The 19,839-nt window shown below is 69.3% G+C and carries 28 protein-coding genes, 2 tRNA genes and 1 pseudogene; 29 read left to right on the top strand and 2 right to left on the bottom strand.

Going from position 1 to position 19,839, the window contains the following annotated elements; genetic code table 11:
• Window positions 1–803 precede the first annotated feature (803 nt).
• The 26 genes and pseudogenes from ACIP6U_RS47595 to ACIP6U_RS47470 all read left to right on the top strand — a co-directional run bounded on the left by ACIP6U_RS47595 (window position 804) and on the right by ACIP6U_RS47470 (window position 15,498).
• Complete coding sequence (locus tag ACIP6U_RS47595) at window positions 804–1,172, top strand: hypothetical protein (protein ID WP_401729666.1); 369 nt, start codon at window positions 804–806, stop codon at window positions 1,170–1,172.
• A gap of 85 nt (window positions 1,173–1,257) precedes the next feature.
• Window positions 1,258–1,629 carry a hypothetical protein gene (locus ACIP6U_RS47590; protein WP_401729665.1) on the top strand — a complete coding sequence of 124 codons (372 nt, stop codon included), beginning with the start codon at window positions 1,258–1,260 and terminating at the stop codon, window positions 1,627–1,629.
• A gap of 120 nt (window positions 1,630–1,749) precedes the next feature.
• Window positions 1,750–2,217, top strand: coding sequence for a hypothetical protein (locus tag ACIP6U_RS47585; RefSeq protein ID WP_401729663.1), 468 nt, complete (start codon window positions 1,750–1,752; stop codon window positions 2,215–2,217).
• A gap of 378 nt (window positions 2,218–2,595) precedes the next feature.
• Window positions 2,596–3,801 (top strand): DUF932 domain-containing protein, encoded by a 1,206-nt coding sequence (locus tag ACIP6U_RS47580; RefSeq protein WP_401729660.1) that lies wholly within the window; start codon window positions 2,596–2,598, stop codon window positions 3,799–3,801.
• Window positions 3,802–4,073: 272 nt separating this feature from the next.
• Window positions 4,074–4,559: a hypothetical protein gene (locus ACIP6U_RS47575; protein ID WP_401729659.1), complete on the top strand. Its 486-nt coding sequence runs from the start codon at window positions 4,074–4,076 to the stop codon at window positions 4,557–4,559.
• Window positions 4,552–5,016, top strand: a complete 465-nt coding sequence (locus tag ACIP6U_RS47570) for a hypothetical protein (RefSeq protein ID WP_401729658.1) — start codon at window positions 4,552–4,554, stop codon at window positions 5,014–5,016. Before ACIP6U_RS47575 ends, ACIP6U_RS47570 begins: the two co-directional genes overlap by 8 nt.
• A 159-nt stretch (window positions 5,017–5,175) precedes the next feature.
• Window positions 5,176–5,469 (top strand): hypothetical protein, encoded by a 294-nt coding sequence (locus ACIP6U_RS47565; protein WP_401729657.1) that lies wholly within the window; start codon window positions 5,176–5,178, stop codon window positions 5,467–5,469.
• Complete coding sequence (locus tag ACIP6U_RS47560; protein WP_401729656.1) at window positions 5,466–5,666, top strand: hypothetical protein; 201 nt, start codon at window positions 5,466–5,468, stop codon at window positions 5,664–5,666. Before ACIP6U_RS47565 ends, ACIP6U_RS47560 begins: the two co-directional genes overlap by 4 nt.
• Window positions 5,667–5,676: 10 nt before the next feature.
• Window positions 5,677–6,300: a hypothetical protein gene (locus tag ACIP6U_RS47555; protein WP_401729654.1), complete on the top strand. Its 624-nt coding sequence runs from the start codon at window positions 5,677–5,679 to the stop codon at window positions 6,298–6,300.
• A 217-nt stretch (window positions 6,301–6,517) separates the two neighbouring features.
• Window positions 6,518–6,591 (top strand) — tRNA-Ile (locus tag ACIP6U_RS47550).
• Window positions 6,592–6,623: 32 nt separating this feature from the next.
• Complete coding sequence (locus ACIP6U_RS47545) at window positions 6,624–7,055, top strand: hypothetical protein (protein WP_401729653.1); 432 nt, start codon at window positions 6,624–6,626, stop codon at window positions 7,053–7,055.
• Between the two features lie 36 nt (window positions 7,056–7,091).
• Window positions 7,092–7,160 (top strand) — tRNA-OTHER (locus tag ACIP6U_RS47540).
• Window positions 7,161–7,332: 172 nt separating this feature from the next.
• Window positions 7,333–8,202 (top strand): hypothetical protein, encoded by an 870-nt coding sequence (locus tag ACIP6U_RS47535; RefSeq protein ID WP_401729668.1) that lies wholly within the window; start codon window positions 7,333–7,335, stop codon window positions 8,200–8,202.
• Window positions 8,203–8,245: 43 nt separating this feature from the next.
• Window positions 8,246–8,545, top strand: coding sequence for a hypothetical protein (locus tag ACIP6U_RS47530; protein WP_401729651.1), 300 nt, complete (start codon window positions 8,246–8,248; stop codon window positions 8,543–8,545).
• A gap of 206 nt (window positions 8,546–8,751) precedes the next feature.
• Window positions 8,752–9,096, top strand: coding sequence for a hypothetical protein (locus tag ACIP6U_RS47525; RefSeq protein ID WP_401729650.1), 345 nt, complete (start codon window positions 8,752–8,754; stop codon window positions 9,094–9,096).
• Between the two features lie 65 nt (window positions 9,097–9,161).
• Entirely contained in the window at window positions 9,162–9,296 is a 135-nt protein-coding gene (locus tag ACIP6U_RS47520; protein ID WP_401729649.1) for a hypothetical protein, read from the top strand.
• 357 nt (window positions 9,297–9,653) lie between these two features.
• Entirely contained in the window at window positions 9,654–11,126 is a 1,473-nt protein-coding gene (locus ACIP6U_RS47515) for a ParB/RepB/Spo0J family partition protein (RefSeq protein ID WP_401729648.1), read from the top strand.
• Between the two features lie 81 nt (window positions 11,127–11,207).
• Window positions 11,208–11,600, top strand: coding sequence for a hypothetical protein (locus ACIP6U_RS47510; protein WP_401729647.1), 393 nt, complete (start codon window positions 11,208–11,210; stop codon window positions 11,598–11,600).
• 100 nt (window positions 11,601–11,700) lie between these two features.
• Window positions 11,701–12,036 (top strand): hypothetical protein, encoded by a 336-nt coding sequence (locus tag ACIP6U_RS47505; protein WP_401729645.1) that lies wholly within the window; start codon window positions 11,701–11,703, stop codon window positions 12,034–12,036.
• Window positions 12,037–12,157: 121 nt separating this feature from the next.
• A complete protein-coding gene (locus ACIP6U_RS47500) occupies window positions 12,158–12,703 on the top strand; it encodes a hypothetical protein (protein ID WP_401729644.1) in 546 nt (181 codons plus the stop codon).
• Window positions 12,637–13,254, top strand: coding sequence for a cell envelope biogenesis protein OmpA (locus ACIP6U_RS47495; protein ID WP_401729642.1), 618 nt, complete (start codon window positions 12,637–12,639; stop codon window positions 13,252–13,254). The genes ACIP6U_RS47500 and ACIP6U_RS47495 overlap by 67 nt, the downstream gene beginning before the upstream one ends.
• 30 nt (window positions 13,255–13,284) lie before the next feature.
• The gene (locus ACIP6U_RS47490; RefSeq protein ID WP_401729641.1) at window positions 13,285–14,091 is read left to right on the top strand and encodes a hypothetical protein; all 807 of its coding nucleotides are present in this window, start codon (window positions 13,285–13,287) and stop codon (window positions 14,089–14,091) included.
• 44 nt (window positions 14,092–14,135) lie between these two features.
• Window positions 14,136–14,651 (top strand): single-stranded DNA-binding protein, encoded by a 516-nt coding sequence (locus tag ACIP6U_RS47485; protein ID WP_401729640.1) that lies wholly within the window; start codon window positions 14,136–14,138, stop codon window positions 14,649–14,651.
• A gap of 78 nt (window positions 14,652–14,729) precedes the next feature.
• Window positions 14,730–14,924 (top strand): hypothetical protein, encoded by a 195-nt coding sequence (locus ACIP6U_RS47480; protein WP_401729638.1) that lies wholly within the window; start codon window positions 14,730–14,732, stop codon window positions 14,922–14,924.
• A gap of 9 nt (window positions 14,925–14,933) precedes the next feature.
• Window positions 14,934–15,143 (top strand): annotated as a pseudogene (locus ACIP6U_RS47475) (DNA-protecting protein DprA); the annotation flags it as partial.
• Window position 15,144: 1 nt separating this feature from the next.
• Window positions 15,145–15,498 (top strand): hypothetical protein, encoded by a 354-nt coding sequence (locus ACIP6U_RS47470; protein WP_401729636.1) that lies wholly within the window; start codon window positions 15,145–15,147, stop codon window positions 15,496–15,498.
• Window positions 15,499–15,619: 121 nt separating this feature from the next.
• On the opposite strand, the gene ACIP6U_RS47465 is transcribed toward ACIP6U_RS47470, so the two are convergent.
• Together ACIP6U_RS47465 and ACIP6U_RS47460 are read right to left on the bottom strand one after the other, a co-directional pair.
• Window positions 15,620–15,859, bottom strand: a complete 240-nt coding sequence (locus ACIP6U_RS47465) for a hypothetical protein (RefSeq protein WP_401729635.1) — start codon at window positions 15,857–15,859, stop codon at window positions 15,620–15,622.
• 73 nt (window positions 15,860–15,932) lie between these two features.
• Window positions 15,933–16,580: a hypothetical protein gene (locus ACIP6U_RS47460; RefSeq protein ID WP_401729633.1), complete on the bottom strand. Its 648-nt coding sequence runs from the start codon at window positions 16,578–16,580 to the stop codon at window positions 15,933–15,935.
• Between the two features lie 877 nt (window positions 16,581–17,457).
• Here ACIP6U_RS47460 and ACIP6U_RS47455 point away from each other — a divergent pair.
• The 3 genes from ACIP6U_RS47455 (at window position 17,458) to ACIP6U_RS47445 (ending at window position 19,819) form a co-directional block, all read left to right on the top strand.
• Window positions 17,458–17,796: a hypothetical protein gene (locus ACIP6U_RS47455; protein ID WP_401729630.1), complete on the top strand. Its 339-nt coding sequence runs from the start codon at window positions 17,458–17,460 to the stop codon at window positions 17,794–17,796.
• Window positions 17,797–17,929: 133 nt separating this feature from the next.
• Window positions 17,930–18,646 carry a hypothetical protein gene (locus tag ACIP6U_RS47450; RefSeq protein ID WP_401729628.1) on the top strand — a complete coding sequence of 239 codons (717 nt, stop codon included), beginning with the start codon at window positions 17,930–17,932 and terminating at the stop codon, window positions 18,644–18,646.
• Between the two features lie 258 nt (window positions 18,647–18,904).
• Window positions 18,905–19,819: a replication-relaxation family protein gene (locus ACIP6U_RS47445; protein ID WP_401729626.1), complete on the top strand. Its 915-nt coding sequence runs from the start codon at window positions 18,905–18,907 to the stop codon at window positions 19,817–19,819.
• Window positions 19,820–19,839 lie beyond the last annotated feature (20 nt).

Below are 19,839 nucleotides of genomic sequence, written 5' to 3'. Positions count from 1 at the left end.
CCGCTTCGCTCTGCCTCCGGCAGCCGAATACTCGCGAAGCTCGTTTCGCGCGTCCCCGCGCGGATTGCCCGCCTCCGGCGGGGAGTTGCGAATTGGCCTCCGGCCAATTCACAACTTGCGTTCCTCCGGAACGAAAAGCGGATGTAGGCATTTGCGTTCCTCCGGAACGTGAAAGGATGGTTAATTAGCGTGCCTCCGGCACGCAAAGAGGTCAATTTTGTTTATGGACTGACGGTGGCTCAGTTGAGAGTGCGTCATATTCGTTTCCCTGGGTGGTAGTTGAGGGAACCTCCGGTTCCTTTAGAAAGCGAAGATATTTGACTGTATTCCGTGAAATAAGTAAAGCACGGAATACCAGGATAATGGAATAGGTGCTCCTCCGGGGTGCCTGCCTCCGGCGGCTCGGCACGCAGGGACCGCTCATAGTCCGGACGCACCAGCGTCCGAGCGCGGAGGTTCCCGCCGACGCGCAACCAGAAACCCCCGCCCCGATCCCCGCGCCGCCGTGCCAGCCCACCGCCCAACCCCACCCTTCTCTCATCACTTGGGCAGGGAGCAGCGGCAGCAGAGGGGATGTCAGCGACCCGACCACACGCTACGACCTTCGCGACCAGGCAGGGCCGCCCAGAGCGCGCAGGCAGCTCCGCAACACTCAACGCAACGTCTACCGCAACACCTTGACGCAACATCCAGCGCAACCCGCAGTGCAACAGGGGTTCCGCTCAACCGCTTCACACACTATTATTTGAACTCCTGGGGGAGGCGACCCCCAGGAACCGCAAGGGACCAACGAAGGGGAAGACGTGGAAATTCAGATATCTGACGGAATAGTCCGCCGGGTGCGCGGCAGTGACGCGCCGATGAACGGCCTGGCAATTCAGGCTCGAACGGTCGCAAACTTCCTGCCCCTGGTCTGCCAAAGGGCGGGCGCGAGCATCGTGCACAACTCCGATGCGAATTACACGGGAATTCGTTTTGAGACCAAGGTGGGTCCCGTGGTGCTGGAAATGCCGACGGGTGACCGTCCGTACAGGCTGGTTCATGAGCTGTCGGAGCCGGACGAGTACGGGCGTACCGAAGTGGAGATGCGGCGTTTCCCGCAGATCTACAAGCCTCGCGGAGTCGCGCACATCACCGCTGAATTCCTCAGTTCTCGCGGGTTTCTGAAGTAGTCCGTCGGCCCCTGGGGGAATGGCCGAGGCTTTCGCCTTTTCCCCGGGGACGCACATCCGTGATCGGAAAAGAGGGGACCTGATCATGAAGCTCATTTCGTGTGCGACCGGCGAGGAAATCCAGACAGGCCGCAAGCTGCATGTGCAATCGGGTGCAGCCGCCGGACAGACATGGAAGTTCGAGAGGATTGCCCTGGACGCCAGCGGAGAGCACCACGTGCACGCGTCGCGCCCTGGTGGGAAGTTGGGCCGAATCCACCGTGGGTTCCACCCGAGCGTTTTCGGGTGTGAGATCTCGGTAGACATCACGTGGCGCAAGAGCGTTGGGCACGTGGCGTACCGGACGTGGTCGCAGGTCGCTGGTTACGTGCTGGCCGGGATCTTCGCGCTCGGCCCCTTGGCGCTCTATGAGCACTTCCACTGGTCGGAATGGATTGTGGAGTTCCTCGGCCTGTAAGTGCGCTGGTCGGGGGTGGGTTCACACACTCCCAATACACACTATTATTGGCGTTGTTCGGGAGGGCTGGTGGCTCCGGCCCTCCCGACTCGCAGAAGCCAACAGCGAAGGGGATCGCAAGTGACAGAGCAGGAGATCCGGCGGATGCTGCCGGAGGTACAGAGGTTCGTCGAAAGCATGGCAGCGGCTACCGATGCCGAGTACGAAGCTACGGAGGTGGCGAGGAACAAGTACACGGAGCGATACGGCGACAGCGAGGAGGCCCTCCGTCAGTCCCGCGCCTACTCCGGGGACGTGCTCAAGGCCTCTGCTAGGTGCCGCAGGGCGTACGCGGACGCGTGGGACAGCCTCAAGTCGTCGAGCGACCCTTTCGTGAAGTGGATCGCCGACCACTGCGGTTCGTACCGCAGTGAGGCCCGGGTAGTTCTGACCGCGCTTCCCTCCACCGTGGAGGACCTTGACAGGTTGGCGGAGGCGGAGGGCTGGTGTGAGGTCTGGGACGACCTCAGGGAGCAAGCCGTGGACGCGGGGGTCATGCCCGGAGCCGAGGGCGCCACCGAGGCAGGGAACCTTCCCGCGCTCGCGTAGCGACGCTGAGACGCCGCGCCCTGTCTCAGGTCGACAGGGCGCGGCACTGCGGCCGCGTTCAGTGCTCGCCGAACCGCTGCTGAGGCTTTCGGGCGTGCCGGCGGATGGAGTGCGCGGAGACGCTCGACAGCGGCCGGCCAAAGACGGGTGGGTTGGGCGTGCAGCAGCCGGAAGGCCAGTGTCCTGCGGATCCGTGACGCTCACCGCCCCCTTTCGTCTCGGAGTGAACGGAGTAGACGCCCCGAGGGCAGCCCAGGCATCAAGGTGAAGTGGCAGGTCAGAGGGGGGTTTACCTCCCCTCGATAAACACTATTATTGAAGTTGTTCGGGGGTGGTGGCACCACCCCCGACCCGCAGAAACCAACGCGAAGGGGAATCGTGAGTATCACCGACGTCAACACCGCGTTCGCCGCCGAGAAGGCCGCACAGATCGAGTCCGTCGGCGCGCCGGAGCGCGCGCTCCAAGCCCGGATCGACCGGGGCGAGGTCCGCATGATCGGCACCGACACCTACGAGGTCCTCACGGGCTGGGACCAGGGCGAGACGTTCACCGTCTCCCGCAACACCGAGGGACAGATTCAGCAGATCCTCGCGAACCACGGACTCGACGAGCAGGCGGACGGCACCGCCGCCCTGTACGCGTCCTCCCCCGCCTGGCACGGCCTCGGCCAGATCATCCCCGGCGGCACCACGGACATCGACGAGGTACTCCGTCTGTCCGGACTCGATTTCGAGGTCACCACCGTGCCCGCGCTGTACGAGTGGCAGGGCGAGACGCGCGAGCACGCCGACCAGCGGCACACCGTGCGCGCCGACACCGGCGCCGCTCTCGGCGCCGTCGGCTCCCGGTACACGCCGATTCAGAACCGGGCAGGGTTCGTGTTCCTCCAGGAACTGGTGAGCCGCTATGACGTGGTGTGGGAGTCCGCCGGACTCCTGCGCGGCGGGAAGCGCGTGTTCGTCTCCATCCGTCTCCCGGAAACGGTCACCGTGGACGCCGAGGGCATCAACGACATCGTGGTGCCGTACATCGCCGTCATGAACGACCATTCGGGCAACGGCCAGTTCCAGTGCGTTGTCACCCCGTGGCGTCCCGTCTGCGCCAACACCGAGCGGTTCGCCGTCCGCGACGCGGTCACCCGCTGGGCCGTCCGGCACACCGCAGGGGCCACCAGCCAGATCAAGGAAGTCCGCCGCACCCTGGGACTCTCCTCGCACTACTTCGAGCAGTTCGCCGCCGAGGAAACCGCACTGGTCCGCACGGACATCGCCATTGCCGACTTTCACCAGGTGATCGCGGATCTGTGGCCGCTGGAAGAGGACTCCTCCAAGCGCAAGCAGACCAACCACTCCGCCCGGCTGGACGCCCTCGACGAGGTGTTCGCCACCGAGACCGCACGCGTCGGACGGACCGCCTACGCGGCCGAGCGCGCCATCACGGGCTACCTCGACCACCTCACCCCCCGCCGCCCGCCGCAGTCCATGACCGAGGAAATCGCACGCGCCACGGCCGTACTCGAAGGCGCCGACGACGAGATCAAGAGCAAGGCACACCGGCGCCTGCTCCAGCTCCGCACCCGCTGAGCCGCATCACCGGCGCACTCAGCTGACAGACCCCCGTGCGGGTCGGGTACCTCCCCCGAGCCCGGCCCGCACGGGCCCAACCGTCCCCAGAGCGCGGAGCGCGCGTCCCAGCCCCGTAGAGAGCGCGGAGCGCGCCCGCCCCGGCCCCTGCCGCGTAGCGGCAGCGCAACGCGGCTGCGGAGCAGACCGCGCGCCACAAGACACCCGTTGTGCTCAGGGGCACAGTGCGGCCGACCTCCGGCGCCCACCGCCCCGCCTCGCAAGGAGTCCTCATGTCTGCACGCCAAGAGCTCACCTACCCCGGAGACGACGCCGTCACGGCTGCCATGAGCCGTACTCTGAGCGCCCTTACGGCCGTGGTCCAGGCACTCGGAGACGGCGAGCACACGCTGAATCTCGTAGCCCAGCGGACCGACAGCACGTTCGTCACGGGCCGAACCGATCTCTCGATCGGCATGGACCCGGTCCGTCTGGCCGTCCTGGACGAAGACGAGTTCTGCGCCCTGCGCATGCTGCTGGTGTTCGCCCTGGAGGGCAGCACGATGCGCAGCGCCGTCCTGGTCGCCACCACCGCCGCGGAACCCGCCCCCCGCGCGTGCGGCTGGTGCGTACAGGACGGGTGGCTCCACCCCATGGACACGGCCGCGCTCCAGAAGGCCGTCATTCCGTGCCCCGACGTCTCCGCTGTCAGGCGTGAGGTCTACCCCGCCCCCGTCCTTCAGTTCCCTCACTCCGACGATGAGGCCTCGCATGTCTGAGCCGAACCTTCCACAACCCGACAACGCCGCCAGCGCGTCCGCCATGGGCCGCGCCCTGCACGCACTGACCACGTTGCTGCCGACCCTCGGCGAGGGGAGCCACCGGCTCAGCATCTCGGCCGAGCGCACGGACGGCATCGAGCTGAGCGCCGAGCTGCACGTGTCCGTCGAGCCGGGCGCGTGGCGCGTGGATCATTCGCCCGAGGAGTACATGCGGTTCTTCGTGCTGCTCACGTTCTCTCTGGAGGGCACCACCGTGCGTGAGGCCGCCCTGATCGCCATGACCGCCGACGCGGGCACGCACGTGTGCGGGTGGGACGTGGAGGACGGGTGGCTTCACCCCATCGCCCCCGCCGAACTCCAGAAGGTCGCCGAGTCCTTCCCGGCCGACGACGCATCGCCCTACGTGATCGGGCACGCCCGCGCACTGCCGCTGCCTTACGGGATCAAGAAGTAGTCCCCAGACGCCGCCCACGCCCTTCCCCCGTCGAGACGTGGACGGCCGCCCGGCCAGCACGCCACTGGCCGACCGCCCTGACGCCCGCACCTCCCCTTCGCCGGGCGTCGGGGCGGCATACCTCCAGCTCACCCGGTCGACCCCGAGGAGTCTCAGTCCATGACCAGCCCGAGCCTGACCATCGAGACGCCCGCCGGCACGGTGAACGCCACCGCCGGCCCCCGCGATGCCGACGCCGTCGTGTTCGAACTGGGCGGGGCGATGCGCGGTCACGTGCACGTCACCGGAACCACCGACCCCCACCACTGGGACCAGTTCACCGCCGTCCGCGCCTGCCTCGGCCCAGTGAACGCCTTCAAGGCCACCGCCCCCGACGGGGCTCTCCCGCGGCTCGCCCGCAGCCGCACCGGCTACCACGGCATGGCGAACCACATCCGAGAGCTCCCCGCATGAGCGGCCAGCTGCGCCCCTGGCGCCCGGAGGACTTCGACAACCGGTGCGAGACCTGCGGCGCACCCGCAGGCCAGCTGTGCCGCCCGTGGTGCGACACCGGATACACCGCCGAGGACGCCCGCCACGACGCCGAGTCACGCGACCGGGGCGCGAGAAGCCCCAGGTCCAGCACCCCAACCAATCATCCGAAGGAGTGAAATAGCCGCCATGACACACGAGTTGACCACGCAGGAGCAGTTCGACGCGTTCGCCGCCGAGGTGGCGCGGGAGCTGGGCACGCACTGCCGCACGGCCGAACTCAGCGACTACGCGCGCGGCCTGGGACGACTCATCGTCGACGGCGACGGCCGCACCCTGCGCCTGTGCCAGCCCGACGACCGCCGCCCCGACCGCCTGAAGATCTACGCCGCACTGCCGGACGAGGCCAAGATGATCGCTCCGTCGATCGGGGTCACAACCCGCAGCGCCCACCACGTGGCCCGCGAGATCACCCGGCGGCTGCTTCCGCTGCACGCCGAGGCCGCGCAGCAGGCCGCCGAACTCTCAGCCCGGCAGGAGGCGGAGGAGAACGGCCGCCGCGCCGTCACGGAAGCCGTGGCCGGCGCACTTCCCGGGGCCCGGATCGTGGAGGAGCACCGGCGCACCCGGATCGTCTGGACGCACGACACCAGACCACCCGGCGAGCACGGCCCCGTCCAGGTCGACAGCGTCACCGTGCTCGTCGGCCCTTCCGGTGAGGGGGTGCGGGCCGAAGCGTCCGGGCGCCCCAGCTCCGTGGTCTCCATGCTGTCCGCGTTCGCCCAGGCGGCAGGGGAACCCGCCCAGGAGTAAGAAGCGCAGGTCAGGGGCGGGTTCCCTCTCCACGTAAAGACACTATTATTAGATATCAAGAGCGGTTGGCGCCCCGGTTCCCGCCCGGCCTCCGCAGGCACTCCCCCGGCAGACCTGGCAGTCGAGACGGCTCCCCCAGCCCGGTCCCCCAGAGCAGGGCCGCGCCCCGCCCCGCCCGGCCAGGCCGAGGGGCGCAGCCCCGATATCCGAATACCGAGGTGCTGTAGCTCAGTTGGTAGAGCGCGGATCTTATAAGTCCTGAGGTCGCGGGTTCGAGTCCCGCCAGCACTACTCCAACGCCGTTCCCCATGACTGGAGTTGTGATGACCGACACCGAGGTAACCCCCAAGCCCGAGACGCCCGCCGCCGTGGCGTCTGCCGTCCTGAGCGCCATCGAGGCGCAGCCCAACGTCTTCAACATGGACAACTGGGCGTATCTGCCCGAGGCCCTCCGACTGTCCCCCGAGGAGGCTCCGGCGTGCGGTTCCCAACTGTGCGCGGCCGGATGGACGGCGCACCTCACCGGCTGGACGCTCGTATCCCTGCCCAGCAAGGAGCAGACAGAGGTCACCGGCACGGACGACGACGGCGACGAGTACGAGACGCTCGCCAGCGTCTACGCGGAGCGAGGCGAGGAGCGCCGCCTGATCTGTGACGTTGCCGCCAAGGCTCTCGGCCTGAGGCCCAGCGAGACGTTCTGGTACGTCGACGCGCCCACCGCCTTGAAGCGGCTGCGCGAGATCGCCGGACGCTGACCCACCGCCACCCGGCCGCCGCACCGGCGGCCCCAAGCCTGCGTAGCTCAGCGGTAGAGCGGCCCCACTTGCGGGTGGTCAGGGGTTCAAATCCCCTCGCAGGCACGCACGCACCGCACCAACGCACATCGCACCCACCTGACCGCCCACGGGAGCACACGACGGCCGACACCGTCAGCTCACCCACGAGAAAGGCGCGCACGTGACGCACGCATCCCAGTCCCCCGAACGCCTGTCGCACGCGGCGGGCAACACGCCGCACACCGACCGCCACACCATGCGGCGCACCCTGCGCCGCGAAGTCGCCGGCACCATCGGCCTGCTCACCGACGAGCACGACTTCCGCGCCATGCGGCACTACCGCACCTTCGCCTTCGCCGACTTCGAGACCTACCTGGAAGCGTTCGGAGACCTTCTCAGCGGCCGCGCCTCCCAGGGCATACGAACCGCAGTTGCCCTCTTCGACCCGCAGGAGTACGCCGACTTCTGTACCGACACCGGCCTCGACCCCGACAGCCCGTCCAGCCGCGCCCGCTTCACCGCCGAATTCGCCGCCACGGGCCCGGCCATCCCGTACGACGGCCAGCCCCTGGCCGACCTGATCCCGACCCTGGTCGACGAAGCCGTCCGGCAAGCCACCTGGGAGTACGCCTCAGCGCTCCTGGCCCGGCTCGGAGCCTGCGCCTCCTGCGGCGAGGACATCGGCCGGACGGCCTTCGCATGGGCATCGGACCTGCTGGCCCGCATCCTCGACGCGGCCCGGCCGGGCAGGCTGCACCTCGCCTGCAGCGTCTCGGCTGCACAGGAAACCCTGGTCGCCGTCCTCCACGCGGATACGGACCTGGACGGCGCGTGCCAGCTCGACGAGGCCGAGGCCCTCGAATTAACCACCGTCCTGGCCCTCGGCCTGGCGACCGGGAGTCCCGGCGGGCTGGTCGTGCGGAGCTCCACCCCGAGCTCCCCAGACCAGGTCTACGGCTGGCGGCTGCGCACGGGCGCGTTCGAACCCCTCACCGAAGGCGAGGTCTTCGACGCCTACTGCACCGGCACCGATCCCGGCGACCTCGTCTCGCCGGAATCGGGCCTCGACTACATCGCGCCGCCGGACCTCGGACCGGACAGCACAGCATCGACCCACCCGCACTGACCACCCCGGTCACTCTCCGACCACGAACGCAACTGGAGTTGCGATGACCGACACCGTCACCATCCCGGCCGATGCCGCCCGCGCCTTCACCGACGCCTGGTGCGGCGACACCCTCACGGGCGACATCGCCGTCACGCTCGGATGCATCGAAGCCGACGCTCTCGCCGGCCTGCTCCGCGCCCTCGGCGACGAGCAGGCCGCCGACAGGTGGATCGACGCCCACGCCCAGGGCGACGAGCCCACCGACCGCCACTTCCAGGGGCCCATACCTGCGGACGTCTCGCTCACCGCCGACGGGATGCGCTGGAACCCCGCCCTGGCCGACGCCGAAACCCACCAGTAGGCGGACCCAAGCAGGTTGCCGCCCCCGGTCAGCCAGCTCAGGCCTGCCCGTCCTTCCCCACCCATCCGGTACCTCGTTTGCACAGGTCAGAGGCGGGTTCACACATCCCCAACTTACACTATTATTAGTGTTTGAAAGGGCGTCGCCCTGGCCGCACACCGGGGTGAAAGCCCCGCCCCTCCCCCCTTCCAGCCCCAGGAGTTGGCATGTTTCGAATGCTCCACCGCGCCCTGCGGTCGGCACGCCTGCGCGTTCCCGCCCGCCGTCTCGCGAGCGGGATCGCGGAACTGCCGCCCACCGCGCGCGAAGCCCTGGGCACAGAGGTCACGGCCGGGGAGGCCATCGCCTACAACCGCGCCCGCGTCGTCACCGCGACCGCCCTCGCCCTCTACCGCGACGAATACAAGCTGCCGATATCCGACGACGTCCTGGACGACGCAGTGCGCGCCCTCGACTTCCCTTACTCGGCCCCGAGTTGGGAGACCCGCGCGTCCATCCGCGCCGCCCTAGCCGTCCTGGAAGCCGACTTCACCATCATCGTCATCCGCTGACCAGTCGCCCGCCCTGGCCATGGACCGCCCCTCCAGGGCGGCCCGTACGGAAGAAGGCCCGGTGCTTGGACTTCGCGGACCCGATACCGATCGAAGCACTCCAGAAACTCGCGATCCTTGACCCGCCCGCGCACGAGGACGTCCTGCGCGTCCACCTGCCGACCTCCCGCGTCACCCGCGTCACCCGCGTATCGCCCTGACCGCCCGTGCCTGCGGGCGCCCCGGCGCAGGGGCGCCCGCAGGCAGGCGCACCGCACCTTTCCGACCGTCCGTCCTGGACGCCGGCGAGCGGGGCCCCGAGCGCTGCCGCCGTCGACGGCCGCAGCATCCAGACTTCGACGCCGGGATCCGGGCCGCCCACACACGCCCGACACCCCCGCGCCACCTGAACGCCGCGTCTTACGGAGCACCGCAGAAGCCTCCTCGCGATCACGTTTTCGCAGGTCAGAGGGTATCTAGCCACCACAACAGAAGACACTATTATTAAATATGAAGCGAGGGGGCACCGCCCCCCGACCGCCCCAGTTCGCCGAACAGGCAAGGAGAAGGAGAGCCCTATGGTCACCGCCGTCTCGACCCCGGCCACCGAACCCGCCCCGTACGACGAGGAGAACGCTCCGCAGATCGTCCTGCTCGACCCGGCGCTCGTGGTGCGTGACGCGTGCAACGCCCGCGAGGAGGACACCGAACCGGACGAGGACCTGATCAACTCCGTCAAGGAGATCGGTGTCGAGGAAACCATCAGTGTCCGCCCCCGGGCCGATGGCACCTACGGCGCTTTCAAAGGCTGGAGGCGTGCGCAGGCGCAGCAGATCGCCAACGACAGCGCCGAGGGGGACGGCCGCCCGGTGCGCAGGATCAAGGCGCACGTACGGGATGACCTCGTCGGCCGGGACGGCTGGACCAGGTTCCTGTCCCTGGTCGAGAACAAGTACCGCGAGGGGATGACCGCGCGCGACATCCTGAAGTCTCAGGAACTGTCCCTGATCGGCATGAACGAGGTCGAGCGCCGTCGGGCCGCCAAGGCTCTGGGCGTCGGCCGCAACGCCGTCAAGCAGGCCAAGGCGGCCCAGAAGCTCGACGACGCCACCCTCCGCCGGGCAACGGCCGGAGGCATGGACCTGGAACAGACCGCCCAGCTCTCCGAGGTCGAGAACGTGCCCGGCGCGGAACGCCGTCTGCTGCGAGCGCTAGAGCGCGACCACGAGGAGGGCAACGGCGGGCGCGGCCACTGGGACCAGGAGATGGCGCTGCTCAAGGCCGAGCAGGCCGACACCGACGCCCGGACCAAGGCCGAGGAGGACCTCAAGGCGGCGGACATTCCGCTGCTTCGGCGGCCGCACTACAGCGAGAAGGACCACTCCAAGCCGCTGACCGAACTCACCACCGGCCTCGGTAATCCGCTCACCGAGGACAACCACAAAGGCTGCCCCGGCCACAGCGCACGGCTCGATGACGAGCACCAGCCCGTGTGGCACTGCGCCGACCCGGCCGCGCACGGCCACAAGGTCCGTCCCCAGCCGAAGAAGCCCAGGACGCAGGACGACGAGCGCAGGGCGGAGGAGCGCCGCACGGTCATCGCCTGCAACCGGGCCTGGAAGGCGGCTGCCGGTCCCCGTCAGGACTTCGTCGCCCGGCTCGTGCGGCAGAAGACCCTTCCGGACGCGGCCCGCGTCTTCGCGCAGGAGATCGTGCTCACCCTTCCCTGGTTCTACAGCTCCTGGACCGACAAGCACGACTCCGAGACCGTCGCCCGTTTCCTGGGCGTCAAGGAGCCCCAGAACGCGGACCTGACGGAGACGGCGGTGCAGCTGCCCAAGGCGCGCGTCGTCAACGCGCTGTTCGCACATGTCGCCGCTGCCTGCGAGTACGACATCCGCGATCCCAAGACGTGGTCGCACCTCAACGAGCAGCGGGCCCGCTACCTGCTGCTGCTCGAAGCGCTCGGCCAGGACGACAAGGGCAGCTACCAGCTGTCCGAGGTCGAGGCACAGGCGGTCGCCCGCCACCGTCCCAACCCCGCCGCCTGACCCCGACGCCCCCGAATCCCCGGCCGGGCACGGACGTGCCCGGCCGGTTCCCCACCCCGCACCGCAGAGAGGCGAACCAGCATGAGCGTCACCATGGACGAAGTCCTCGACTTCATCGGCCAACTGCCGGACGCAATCAAGGTCTCGAAGGTCCAGGAAGCATCCGCACGGCGGCTCCGCGCGATCGACAAGGAGGCGTCCGCGGGACTCGTGGCCGGACGCCGGGCCCGCATCAACAACTCACTGCGCCCGGCCCTGCTGCGCGGTCTCACCGGCACCGTCCAGGAGCGCAACCGCACCGGTTCCCGCGCGGTCTTCCTGCTGGACGAGGAGTCCACCCGCACCCTGCGCCGTGACCCGCGCAACGGCGAGCCGGGCAGGCCCAAGTACCGCATCCCCGAGGACATGACGCGCTTCCGGATTCCGGGCAGCGGTATCCCGGTCTCCTGCCTGGACGAGATCGAGGACGACTGACCGGTCCTGACGGCGCCGCCCCGGCGACGGAGCGGCGCCCGCACCCCGCCGATCAACCGGCCGGGCCTCTCCTCGCCCGGCCTGCACATGAAAGGCCGTCATGACCGACCAGCAGCAGGCTCCTTCACCCGACCCGGACGGCGAGGCTCCCGACCGCCCCCTGACCCTCGCTGTGCTGCGCCACCTGGTCCGCAAGGAGTGGAAGGACTTGCCCGGAGACATGCTTGTCGTCCTGTCCCGGGACGCCGGGGGCAACTTCTTCTCGCCGTTCTCCACCTACAGCGTCTCCCGGTACGCGCCGATCCACAGCGACCTCGTCGGCGACATCTTCCCGTTGCCGGAGGAGCTCACGGCAGACCAGTCCCTGCGCGAGCTGTACCCGGACGGCATCCCCGACACCGCTCTCCCCGCGCTGGTGCTCTACCCGCTCGGCTGAACGACCGCCTGCGGGCGGGGCCACCTCGACCGGCCGCCCCGCCCGCAGACCACCAACTCCCCCTTCCCGCCCACGGCTTGTCTCCTGGCCGCGGTCCTCACGAAAGCGACGTGCCACAGCCATGCCCGCCCCGCTGCAAGCCCCCCGGGAAGGACCGCAGGCCCCGGTACCGGTCATCAGCGACAGGACCGACGCCGATCCGGTCGGCCTGCGGCCGAACCCGGTCCCCCAGCTGCACCGTCCCTCGCACTTGTTCAGCGCCGAGGAGTACCAGCGTGCTCCGCTCGTGCTCCTGGACGACCTCGGCTTCACCGGCTTCGCACTCCGGCACATGCCACGCCGGCCGGGACTGATCGTCGTCCTGGTCGACCCCGACAACAGCACCATCTACCCCCGGGCCGCCGCCATCGGCGCCGAGGCCGTCATCCGGGCCGGCGACAGCACCTGGCTGCACCTTCACCTGCACGACGCCACCGGCTGCCGCTACGCCCACTGGGAAACGCTCCTGGCCGGCGGCCCCGCCGACCCTCCCAGCCAGCATCTGACGCCTCGCACGAACGAGCCCCCACGCGCACTCCAGCGCCCCGAGAGAGCTGACCCATGCATCCGATACCCCAACGCTGCGCCCATCGGCCGCTGGCAGGCGGGCTGGTGGTGCCGTACGTGACCCTGATCCACGACGGCCGCGCGGCCTTCGGTGTCCTCGACGCCGACAAGGCCATCACCGCCTTCCGGCGACGGCTGTGCCAGATCTGCCAACACCCGCTGGACGAGCGGTGCTTCCTGCTCGTCCGACCGGCCGACGTCCTCAGGGGCTGCGCCCCGGAACCGGCACTGCACCCCGAGTGCCTGTCGTACACCTCCGCGCACTGCCCGATGCTGAACGGCACCGCCACGCACTACCGCCGCAGCCCGATCCTCACCCGTCACCCCGCCGGACTCCCCTGCACCGATCCCTCCTGCTACTGCCCGCCCCACACCCCGGACGACGGTCAGGCCGCCCGTGCCGGGAGCCCCGCCGACCGGTACGAGGCCTGGATGATCCGCACATCGAACTACCGGCTGGTCACACTGCCCGACCAGCCGACCATGCCCTTCGGTATCAGCCTCGACGCGCCCGTCCTGCGTAAACGCGTACTGCGCACCGCGACCCTCACCCCCGAACAGCAACACCTCATGGACCTGTGGCACGCCCTCATGAATGGGTCCGGGTCCTGACCGCCCCGTACCGCACGAAAGGAAACCACCGTGATCACACCGGACCCGGCCACCCCCTCGGGCGAGGCCATCATCGACCTGGCCGGTCTGCTGGACGGCCTCCAGGAGCGCACCGGCGAATGGCCGGGCACCGACACCGTCACCATCGTCGGAAGGTGGCTGAACCGGTTCAGCTTCGCCATCCACGAAGACCTCACCACCCAGGCAGCCGGCCGGGCGTGGGTGCTGCGCCAGCAGGACCGGCACAGCGATGAGGTGACGCTGTGGTCCGACGAAGGCTCCGCTTTGGCCGCGCTGGCCCGGCACGTGCGCAGTTCCTGGGACAACGTGGCCGGCGACGAAGGCATCCCCTACCTCCCGCCCGCCGACGACCGGACGGCCGTGGACCTCTACTACGGGCCCAAGGAGGACCGCGGGGACGAGGAGTACACGCTCTGCGCCTCCGACATCCTCCGCTGCGTGCGCGCCTCCGGCAGCCTCAGCCTCTCCGATGCCGAGGACTGCGCGGAGGCGAACAGCTCGGCGGTCTTCCACCCGATGGAGGGCCCCGACGACGAAGGACTTCCGTGCACCGAGATCGCGGGCATCCTCGTGTTCGTCTACCTCGACGCCGACCGGGAGGCCGTGCGGGTCTCCGTTCATCTGGACACCACCGACGAGCAGTTGGTCCGGGCCGACGGCACAGTCCCGATGGTGGTGGAGATCGGGGACGCCACAGTGTTCGACAACCTCACCCCGCCGCCGGCCCCGGCGCAGCCGACAAGGTGGAAGGCACTCGTCCGGCGGCTCGCCCGTCGTACCGCACGCTCCGGCGGAAAGTACCGACAGGGGGATTAACTCCCACCCATGAAACACTATTATTTCATATAAGAGGTGTTCGCATGGCCCCGTCCGTCACGCACGTGTCCGGCACCGTCACCGGCGACGTGGAAGTCCGCTTCAGCGAATCCGGCGTCGCCGTCTGCCGGTTCCTCCTCACCGAGACCCCCACCCAGTGGGACGCCGCCGCGCAGAAGTGGCGCAACGGAACTCCGATCCGCTACGTCTGCACCGCCTGGCGGGACCTGGCCCGCAACGCCACCGAGTCACTCGTCGACGGGGTCGACGTCCTGGTCAAGGGGCGCATCACCGAGATCAGAGACAGCTCCATCTACCTCAGCGTCGACGGCATCGGCATCAGCCTGCGCAGTCGCATCGCCTACACGGAGACCAGCCTGCCCACCCCCGCAGCTCCCGTTACCCCGCCCCCGACTCCGCCGCCCGCAACGGCACCCGGCGCGGCCGCCAGACGGCCGGGCAGCCCGCCCGCCTGGTGGGAGGAGAACAGGAACTCCGGCTGGACCTCGTCCGACACCGCTCCCGCCGCCGACCGCCCTCCCCTTCGCGTCGGCCGCTGAGCCCTTTCCCCTTCGCAAGTCCCGCGCGGCACCGGTTCGCCTGCCGGTGCCGCGCCCAGCCCGAGAGGCCATGCCGTCATGCCCGTACACGCCCTGTCCGAACGAGCCGCACGCGCCGCGCTCGCCGCCCACTTCTCCCCCGGCGAACTCGCCACCGACCTTGGCCAGGACACCGCCGCCGAGGTGTGGTCCCGGCGCGTCCGCCTCGACGGCAGCGGGAACCTGGCCCACTACCGACCGCAGGAGGAACTCGCCCAGGCACAGCTGTCCTGACAGTTCGTCATCCCCTCCGACACGGACCTGGCGCCCTCCTGCCCGCTGGGTCTGTGGGTCCGCGGCCGCGAGCGACTGCCGCAGTTTGCCGGGAGCGCTGTTGCCGTGACCGGCAACCGAGCCCCCACCGACCTTGCTGTCACCCGCGCGCAGACCTTCGCCACCGCTCTCGCCGAGGCCGGTCGCACTGTCACCGCCACGCTCGCCTACGACATCGGCCGTGTCGCGCACCAAGCCGCCATGGAGACAGGCCGGGCGACCCTCGCCGTGCTGCCTGACCGTGCCCACCCGCGCGCACGCCCCACTGCTGAGCTCCGTCCTCGCCAACGGCGGCGCGGCCGTCAGCCTCTGCCGGCCCGGAACCGTGGCCAGCGGCGCGAGGCTCAGGGCCAGCGCCGTCCTGCTGGCCGCGCTCGCCCGTGCGGTGATCCTCGCCGAGGCCCTGGATCACGTCGAGGCGATGCAGACGGCCGGGGCCGCCATCAGCCTTCACCGGCCCTGCTCGCCGCGCCCGCCACCGACAATGCCCGCTCCAGCGGCAACGCCCGCCTCATCGACGGGCGGCTCGCCGTGAGCAGTGCGGACCCTGCGCTCGCGCTCGCCCTGACGGATGCCCGCGCAGCCCACGCCGGCGACGTTCAAGCTACCGGATGACGTGAGGTGGGCACCCTTGTGCACTTTGGGACAGATGCAGCTCAGGTGAGACCGGGGTCGACGCGGAAGGCACTCGCAATCAATGCGTACTGTGAAGCAATCTTGAGCTGACGGTCGCTGCTGATCGCGGAGTCGCCCGCCTCGGCTCGAACGAGGAAGTCGCGCGCCCGCTGCAGGCAGTAGGAGCGGACCTCCTCGTCGCTGGCACTGCCCAGGTCGAACCCCTCGGGCGCAGGCGGCTCGGTGTACGCGGGCTGATTCCAGGGGCGGTCTTTGGCCATGGAGTCATCCTTGCACCGCGCATGGTTCAAGCCCCACCGTCACGGGGAACACCGGGGCGTTCGAGCGGGCCGGCTACTTCACCTTGCCCGTGAAGATCGCGGCTTCCGAATCCATGTCGGGGCTTACCTCGATCTGGATCTCCGACGCACCCTTCGGCATCTCGCATCCCCACGGCACGTTGATCGAGCGACCTGCCAGCAGCTTCGTGTCCGGGCCACCGTCGAGTCCCTCGTCAAAGATCGACTCGGACGACTGGCCGTCCTCCCCGTACGAGCAGGAGACCGTGAGCAGCGACGTGTCGATCGTGGTCTCGCTTCCGTTCTTCACCTTGACCGTGAACTTCACGTACGGCGTGTTCTCCGGCGCGGCGTAGGCGCTCGACACCCCACGCGAGAAGTTCGACAGGGTGACCTCGACCCCGGTCTCGTACTCGGCGGTGTCGTTCAGGCCGAAGATCTGCGGTCCTGTGTCCGCCGGCTCGGGGTCCGGCTCCTCCGCGGCGGCGGTGACGACGTCCTCGTCCGGGGTGTCCGACGAGGAGGAGGCTGCGGCCGGCTTGCCGCCGTCGTCTCTGGACTGCACGACCACGACGCCCGTGCCGATGACCGCGACGATGACCGCGGCGGCGGCTCCAATGATGACGAGGTTGGTGCGGGACTTCTTCGGCTCCGGCGGGGGCGGCGGGAAGGTGGGCATGGGTGGCGGTGTCGGGTTTGTCATGGTCCCCCCTGGACATGCTTCGATGAATGCGAAGTGTGCGACTTGTAAAGATGGCGTGTGGTTGCCTCGAACCGGCGGGATTCACCCAATCGTGATGAACTCCACCGATCGGCTGGTGGCGCGTCAGACCAGCAGCCACCCCGGGTCGGGAAGCACAGGCCGAAGGCGAGTACGGCGAGGCGCCCCCAGCAGCCGTGCGCGGCCCGCCAGCCGGTGAGATCGGCGCGGCGGTCGCGAGCGATCCACGCCTGCGTGCGCGTGGTGAGGTGGCGGGCTAGCGAGGTGGACCCGGTGGCGAGGCACGCGGCGTTGAGGGTGCCGAGCAGTTGCCCGCTCGTCAGCCCGGCGCCGGAGCTGGTGCCAGTGGCGGCGGTTCCGACCCGTTCCCCGGTGCCATTGGCGGCGGTGCCGGATCGGGAGTGGGCGCAGCCGAGGATGCCGCCGGAGCAGGCTGCGCTGAAGCCCTTGCCGAACGCGGCGAGTTGCTTGAGCTCGTGGCTCCCGGTCCACCAGGGATAGAGGTTCGCGGCCAGGACGAGGAGGGCGGCGAGGAGGCCGCCGAGGATAAAAAATCGTGATGCCGGTCATCGGGTGACTTCGGCGAGCAGGGCGAAGGGATCCCACCAGCTCAGGACGCCGAGGCCTCCAAGCGCGACGTACTGCTCGCTCTCGGCAGGCGGCCGCCCGACCCAGGCGTCGTTGCCCGGACGACGGCCCGGAGTTCACCGCCCTGGAGGAGCAGGTGCGGGCGGCGCTGCAGGAGGCTCCCCGCAAGAAACCCGAACCGGCCCGCGGCAGCGGCCGCTTCGTGCGCGACGGCTGCAGCTGACCACCACACCGCCCCTCACCCGCCTTGCCGGAGGGATACTCGATGGCGATGACGACCACCCAGCGCATCCTCGACCTCGCCGCGGCGGCACCGGCTCGCCACGGCGAGGACCTTGTGCTGCTCCTGAGCGAGGTGAACGAGCTGTACCAGCAGGGTCTGCAGGACCTGCGCCGGGATGTGGCAGCGCGCTTCGACAGGCTGTCCAACGCGGAGCTGATGATCGCCGCAGACACCGCCGGCATGCCCTGTGACGCGTTCCAGGACCGCGACGAAGTGATCCTCCTACTGGCCCTGGTCGAGTGGGAGCTGACGCCGGCCGCCATGGCGTACACGGAGATGGCCGAGGCCGCCGCGCGCCGCGGCATCTGCTTGCTCCGCGAGGAGTAGACCGCGAGCCGTGTGCGCGGCCGCCGGGAAAAGACCTTGAGTTGCGAGCTGGACCTCCCACCTGACTCCTGCCATTATTTGCTTTATGGGCCGGGCTGTCCGGCTCACAGCTGACAGGACGGACGGTTCTGCCATGACCTCGCGCCGTGAGCCTCGCCTGGCCGACGCTGCCGAGATCGCGGCCGAGCAGGGTCTGACAGCCGCGCGCATCACCAGCCTCTACAAGGAGCGGTCGGTGAACGCGGCCGGCGTACCCTTCCCCGAGGTCGCCGACATGCGCGGCCGCGCCCGCCTGTGGAACCACGCGGAAGTCTCCAAATGGTTCGCCCACCGCACGCCGGCAAGGCTCCACGAACACACACCGCCCTCCCGCGACCCGGAGGACCTGCTGAACGCCGCGGACGCCTCACGGTTCCTCGGCTACAAGAACCCCAACCAGGTCACCACCTTCGTACGCGACCACCCGGGCTACTTCCCCGACCCCGACGTCGTCGAAGAACTGGGCACGGCCGAGAACCCCTACCGCCGGCAGCAGTGGAAGGTGCAGACCCTGCTTGACTGGATGGCCACCCGGCCCGGCCGCGGAAGACGACCCACAACCAAAACGGCGCCGCCCCTGCCCGACGTGCCCGTCGACGGCGATCCCGACGAACTCCTGGGAGCGAGCCAGGCAGCCGCCCTGCTGGGGTACAAGAGCATCGGCTCCTTCTCCAGCAGCCTGTCCCAAGGCAACCTGCCACTGCTGAAAACGACCGACGGAACAGCCCAAAACGCCGGGCGCCAAAACGGGCGCCGCCGGTGGACGCGCCGGCGCATCCTCGAGCAGGCCGCCCAGCGGTCCACGAAGTAGAACCCGTCGGTGCGCGCCCGCGCGCACCGACCCACGAACGCGACAGCCGGCTTTGGGAGTTGGTCCCTTGCGGGCCGGAGGTCGCACGATGGCCGGCATGGCGTGGCTCGCCACCACGCCCCGCAGCAGCACCTGCTGCTGCGGACCGGCCATCATCCAGGTCATGGGCCCCGACCACAGAGCCGTTCTCCGGTTGTGACCTTGGTCGGGGGCTCGTGGTCGGGAGGGTGGTCGGAGGCTGAGAGTTGGCTTCACTTCATGACCCGTCCCGCATCAGGCCTTCCAGCTGTCGAGTTGGCCCCCAGCCCTTCCGAACCGCTGCGCTTGCAGATCCTCACCGCACTCGCCCTGCACCGCATGGCCACGACCGGTCAGTTGCGCCAGATGCTGCGGCCGGACGGTTCCCGCCAGTTGGTCTCCCGCGTCCTGAACAAGCTGCGCTCCACGGGCTTCGTCGGCCTCACTCCCCTGCCGGGCTCGGGCCGCTCACGTACGCACGCCTGGTACCTCACCCCTGAGGGGGCGCGCTTGACCCGTGATCTCCCTGTCCTACGGGGACGTCCGCCGTACCCCATCACCTCGACCACCGCGGCGTCACTGAAAACGCCGCACACGCTCACCGTCGTACGTTCCCATCTGCCCTTTGCGGCCGACGCCCGCCGGCTGGGTCACGAGCACGGCCCCTGGGACTGGACCCCCGAAGTTGCTCACCCCATTGGTGAGGGAGAGCGGCTCGTGGCGGATGCCGTCATGCACTACACCGTCATCGACGGTGACCACCGCAGGAAGCTACGCGCATTCCTGGAAGTCGACCGCACCACCATGAGCAGCGAGCGCCTGGCCGTGAAGCTGATCGAGTACGCCCGCCTTTTCCACTACGAAGCCCAGCCCATCGGCCGCCGCAAGCTTCCTTCGACGGGGCCGGTCTGGCTTCGCTGGTACCCAGTCTTCCCCCGCGTGCTCTTCATCCTGACCGGCGCCTCCCGCACCCGGCTCAACCACCGGATGAGCGACCTGCAGGCAATGGTCGCCCAACACCCCTTGGTCGCGGCCCTGGCACGCGAAGTCCCGCTCGGCGCGGCCATGCTGGAAGACATCGAGGAACACGGCCCGTCTCAGGACGTATGGAGACCTCTCAGCGGCGGCACCGGCCGCCCCTGGACCGACCTGTAACGGCTCTTCACCACCTCGGT

This window comes from Streptomyces sp. NPDC088794 (assembly GCF_044750545.1).
Taxonomy (GTDB): domain Bacteria; phylum Actinomycetota; class Actinomycetes; order Streptomycetales; family Streptomycetaceae; genus Streptomyces.
The sequence above is the reverse complement of the archived record's forward strand: the minus strand, read 5'-3'. Positions and strand labels throughout refer to the sequence as shown.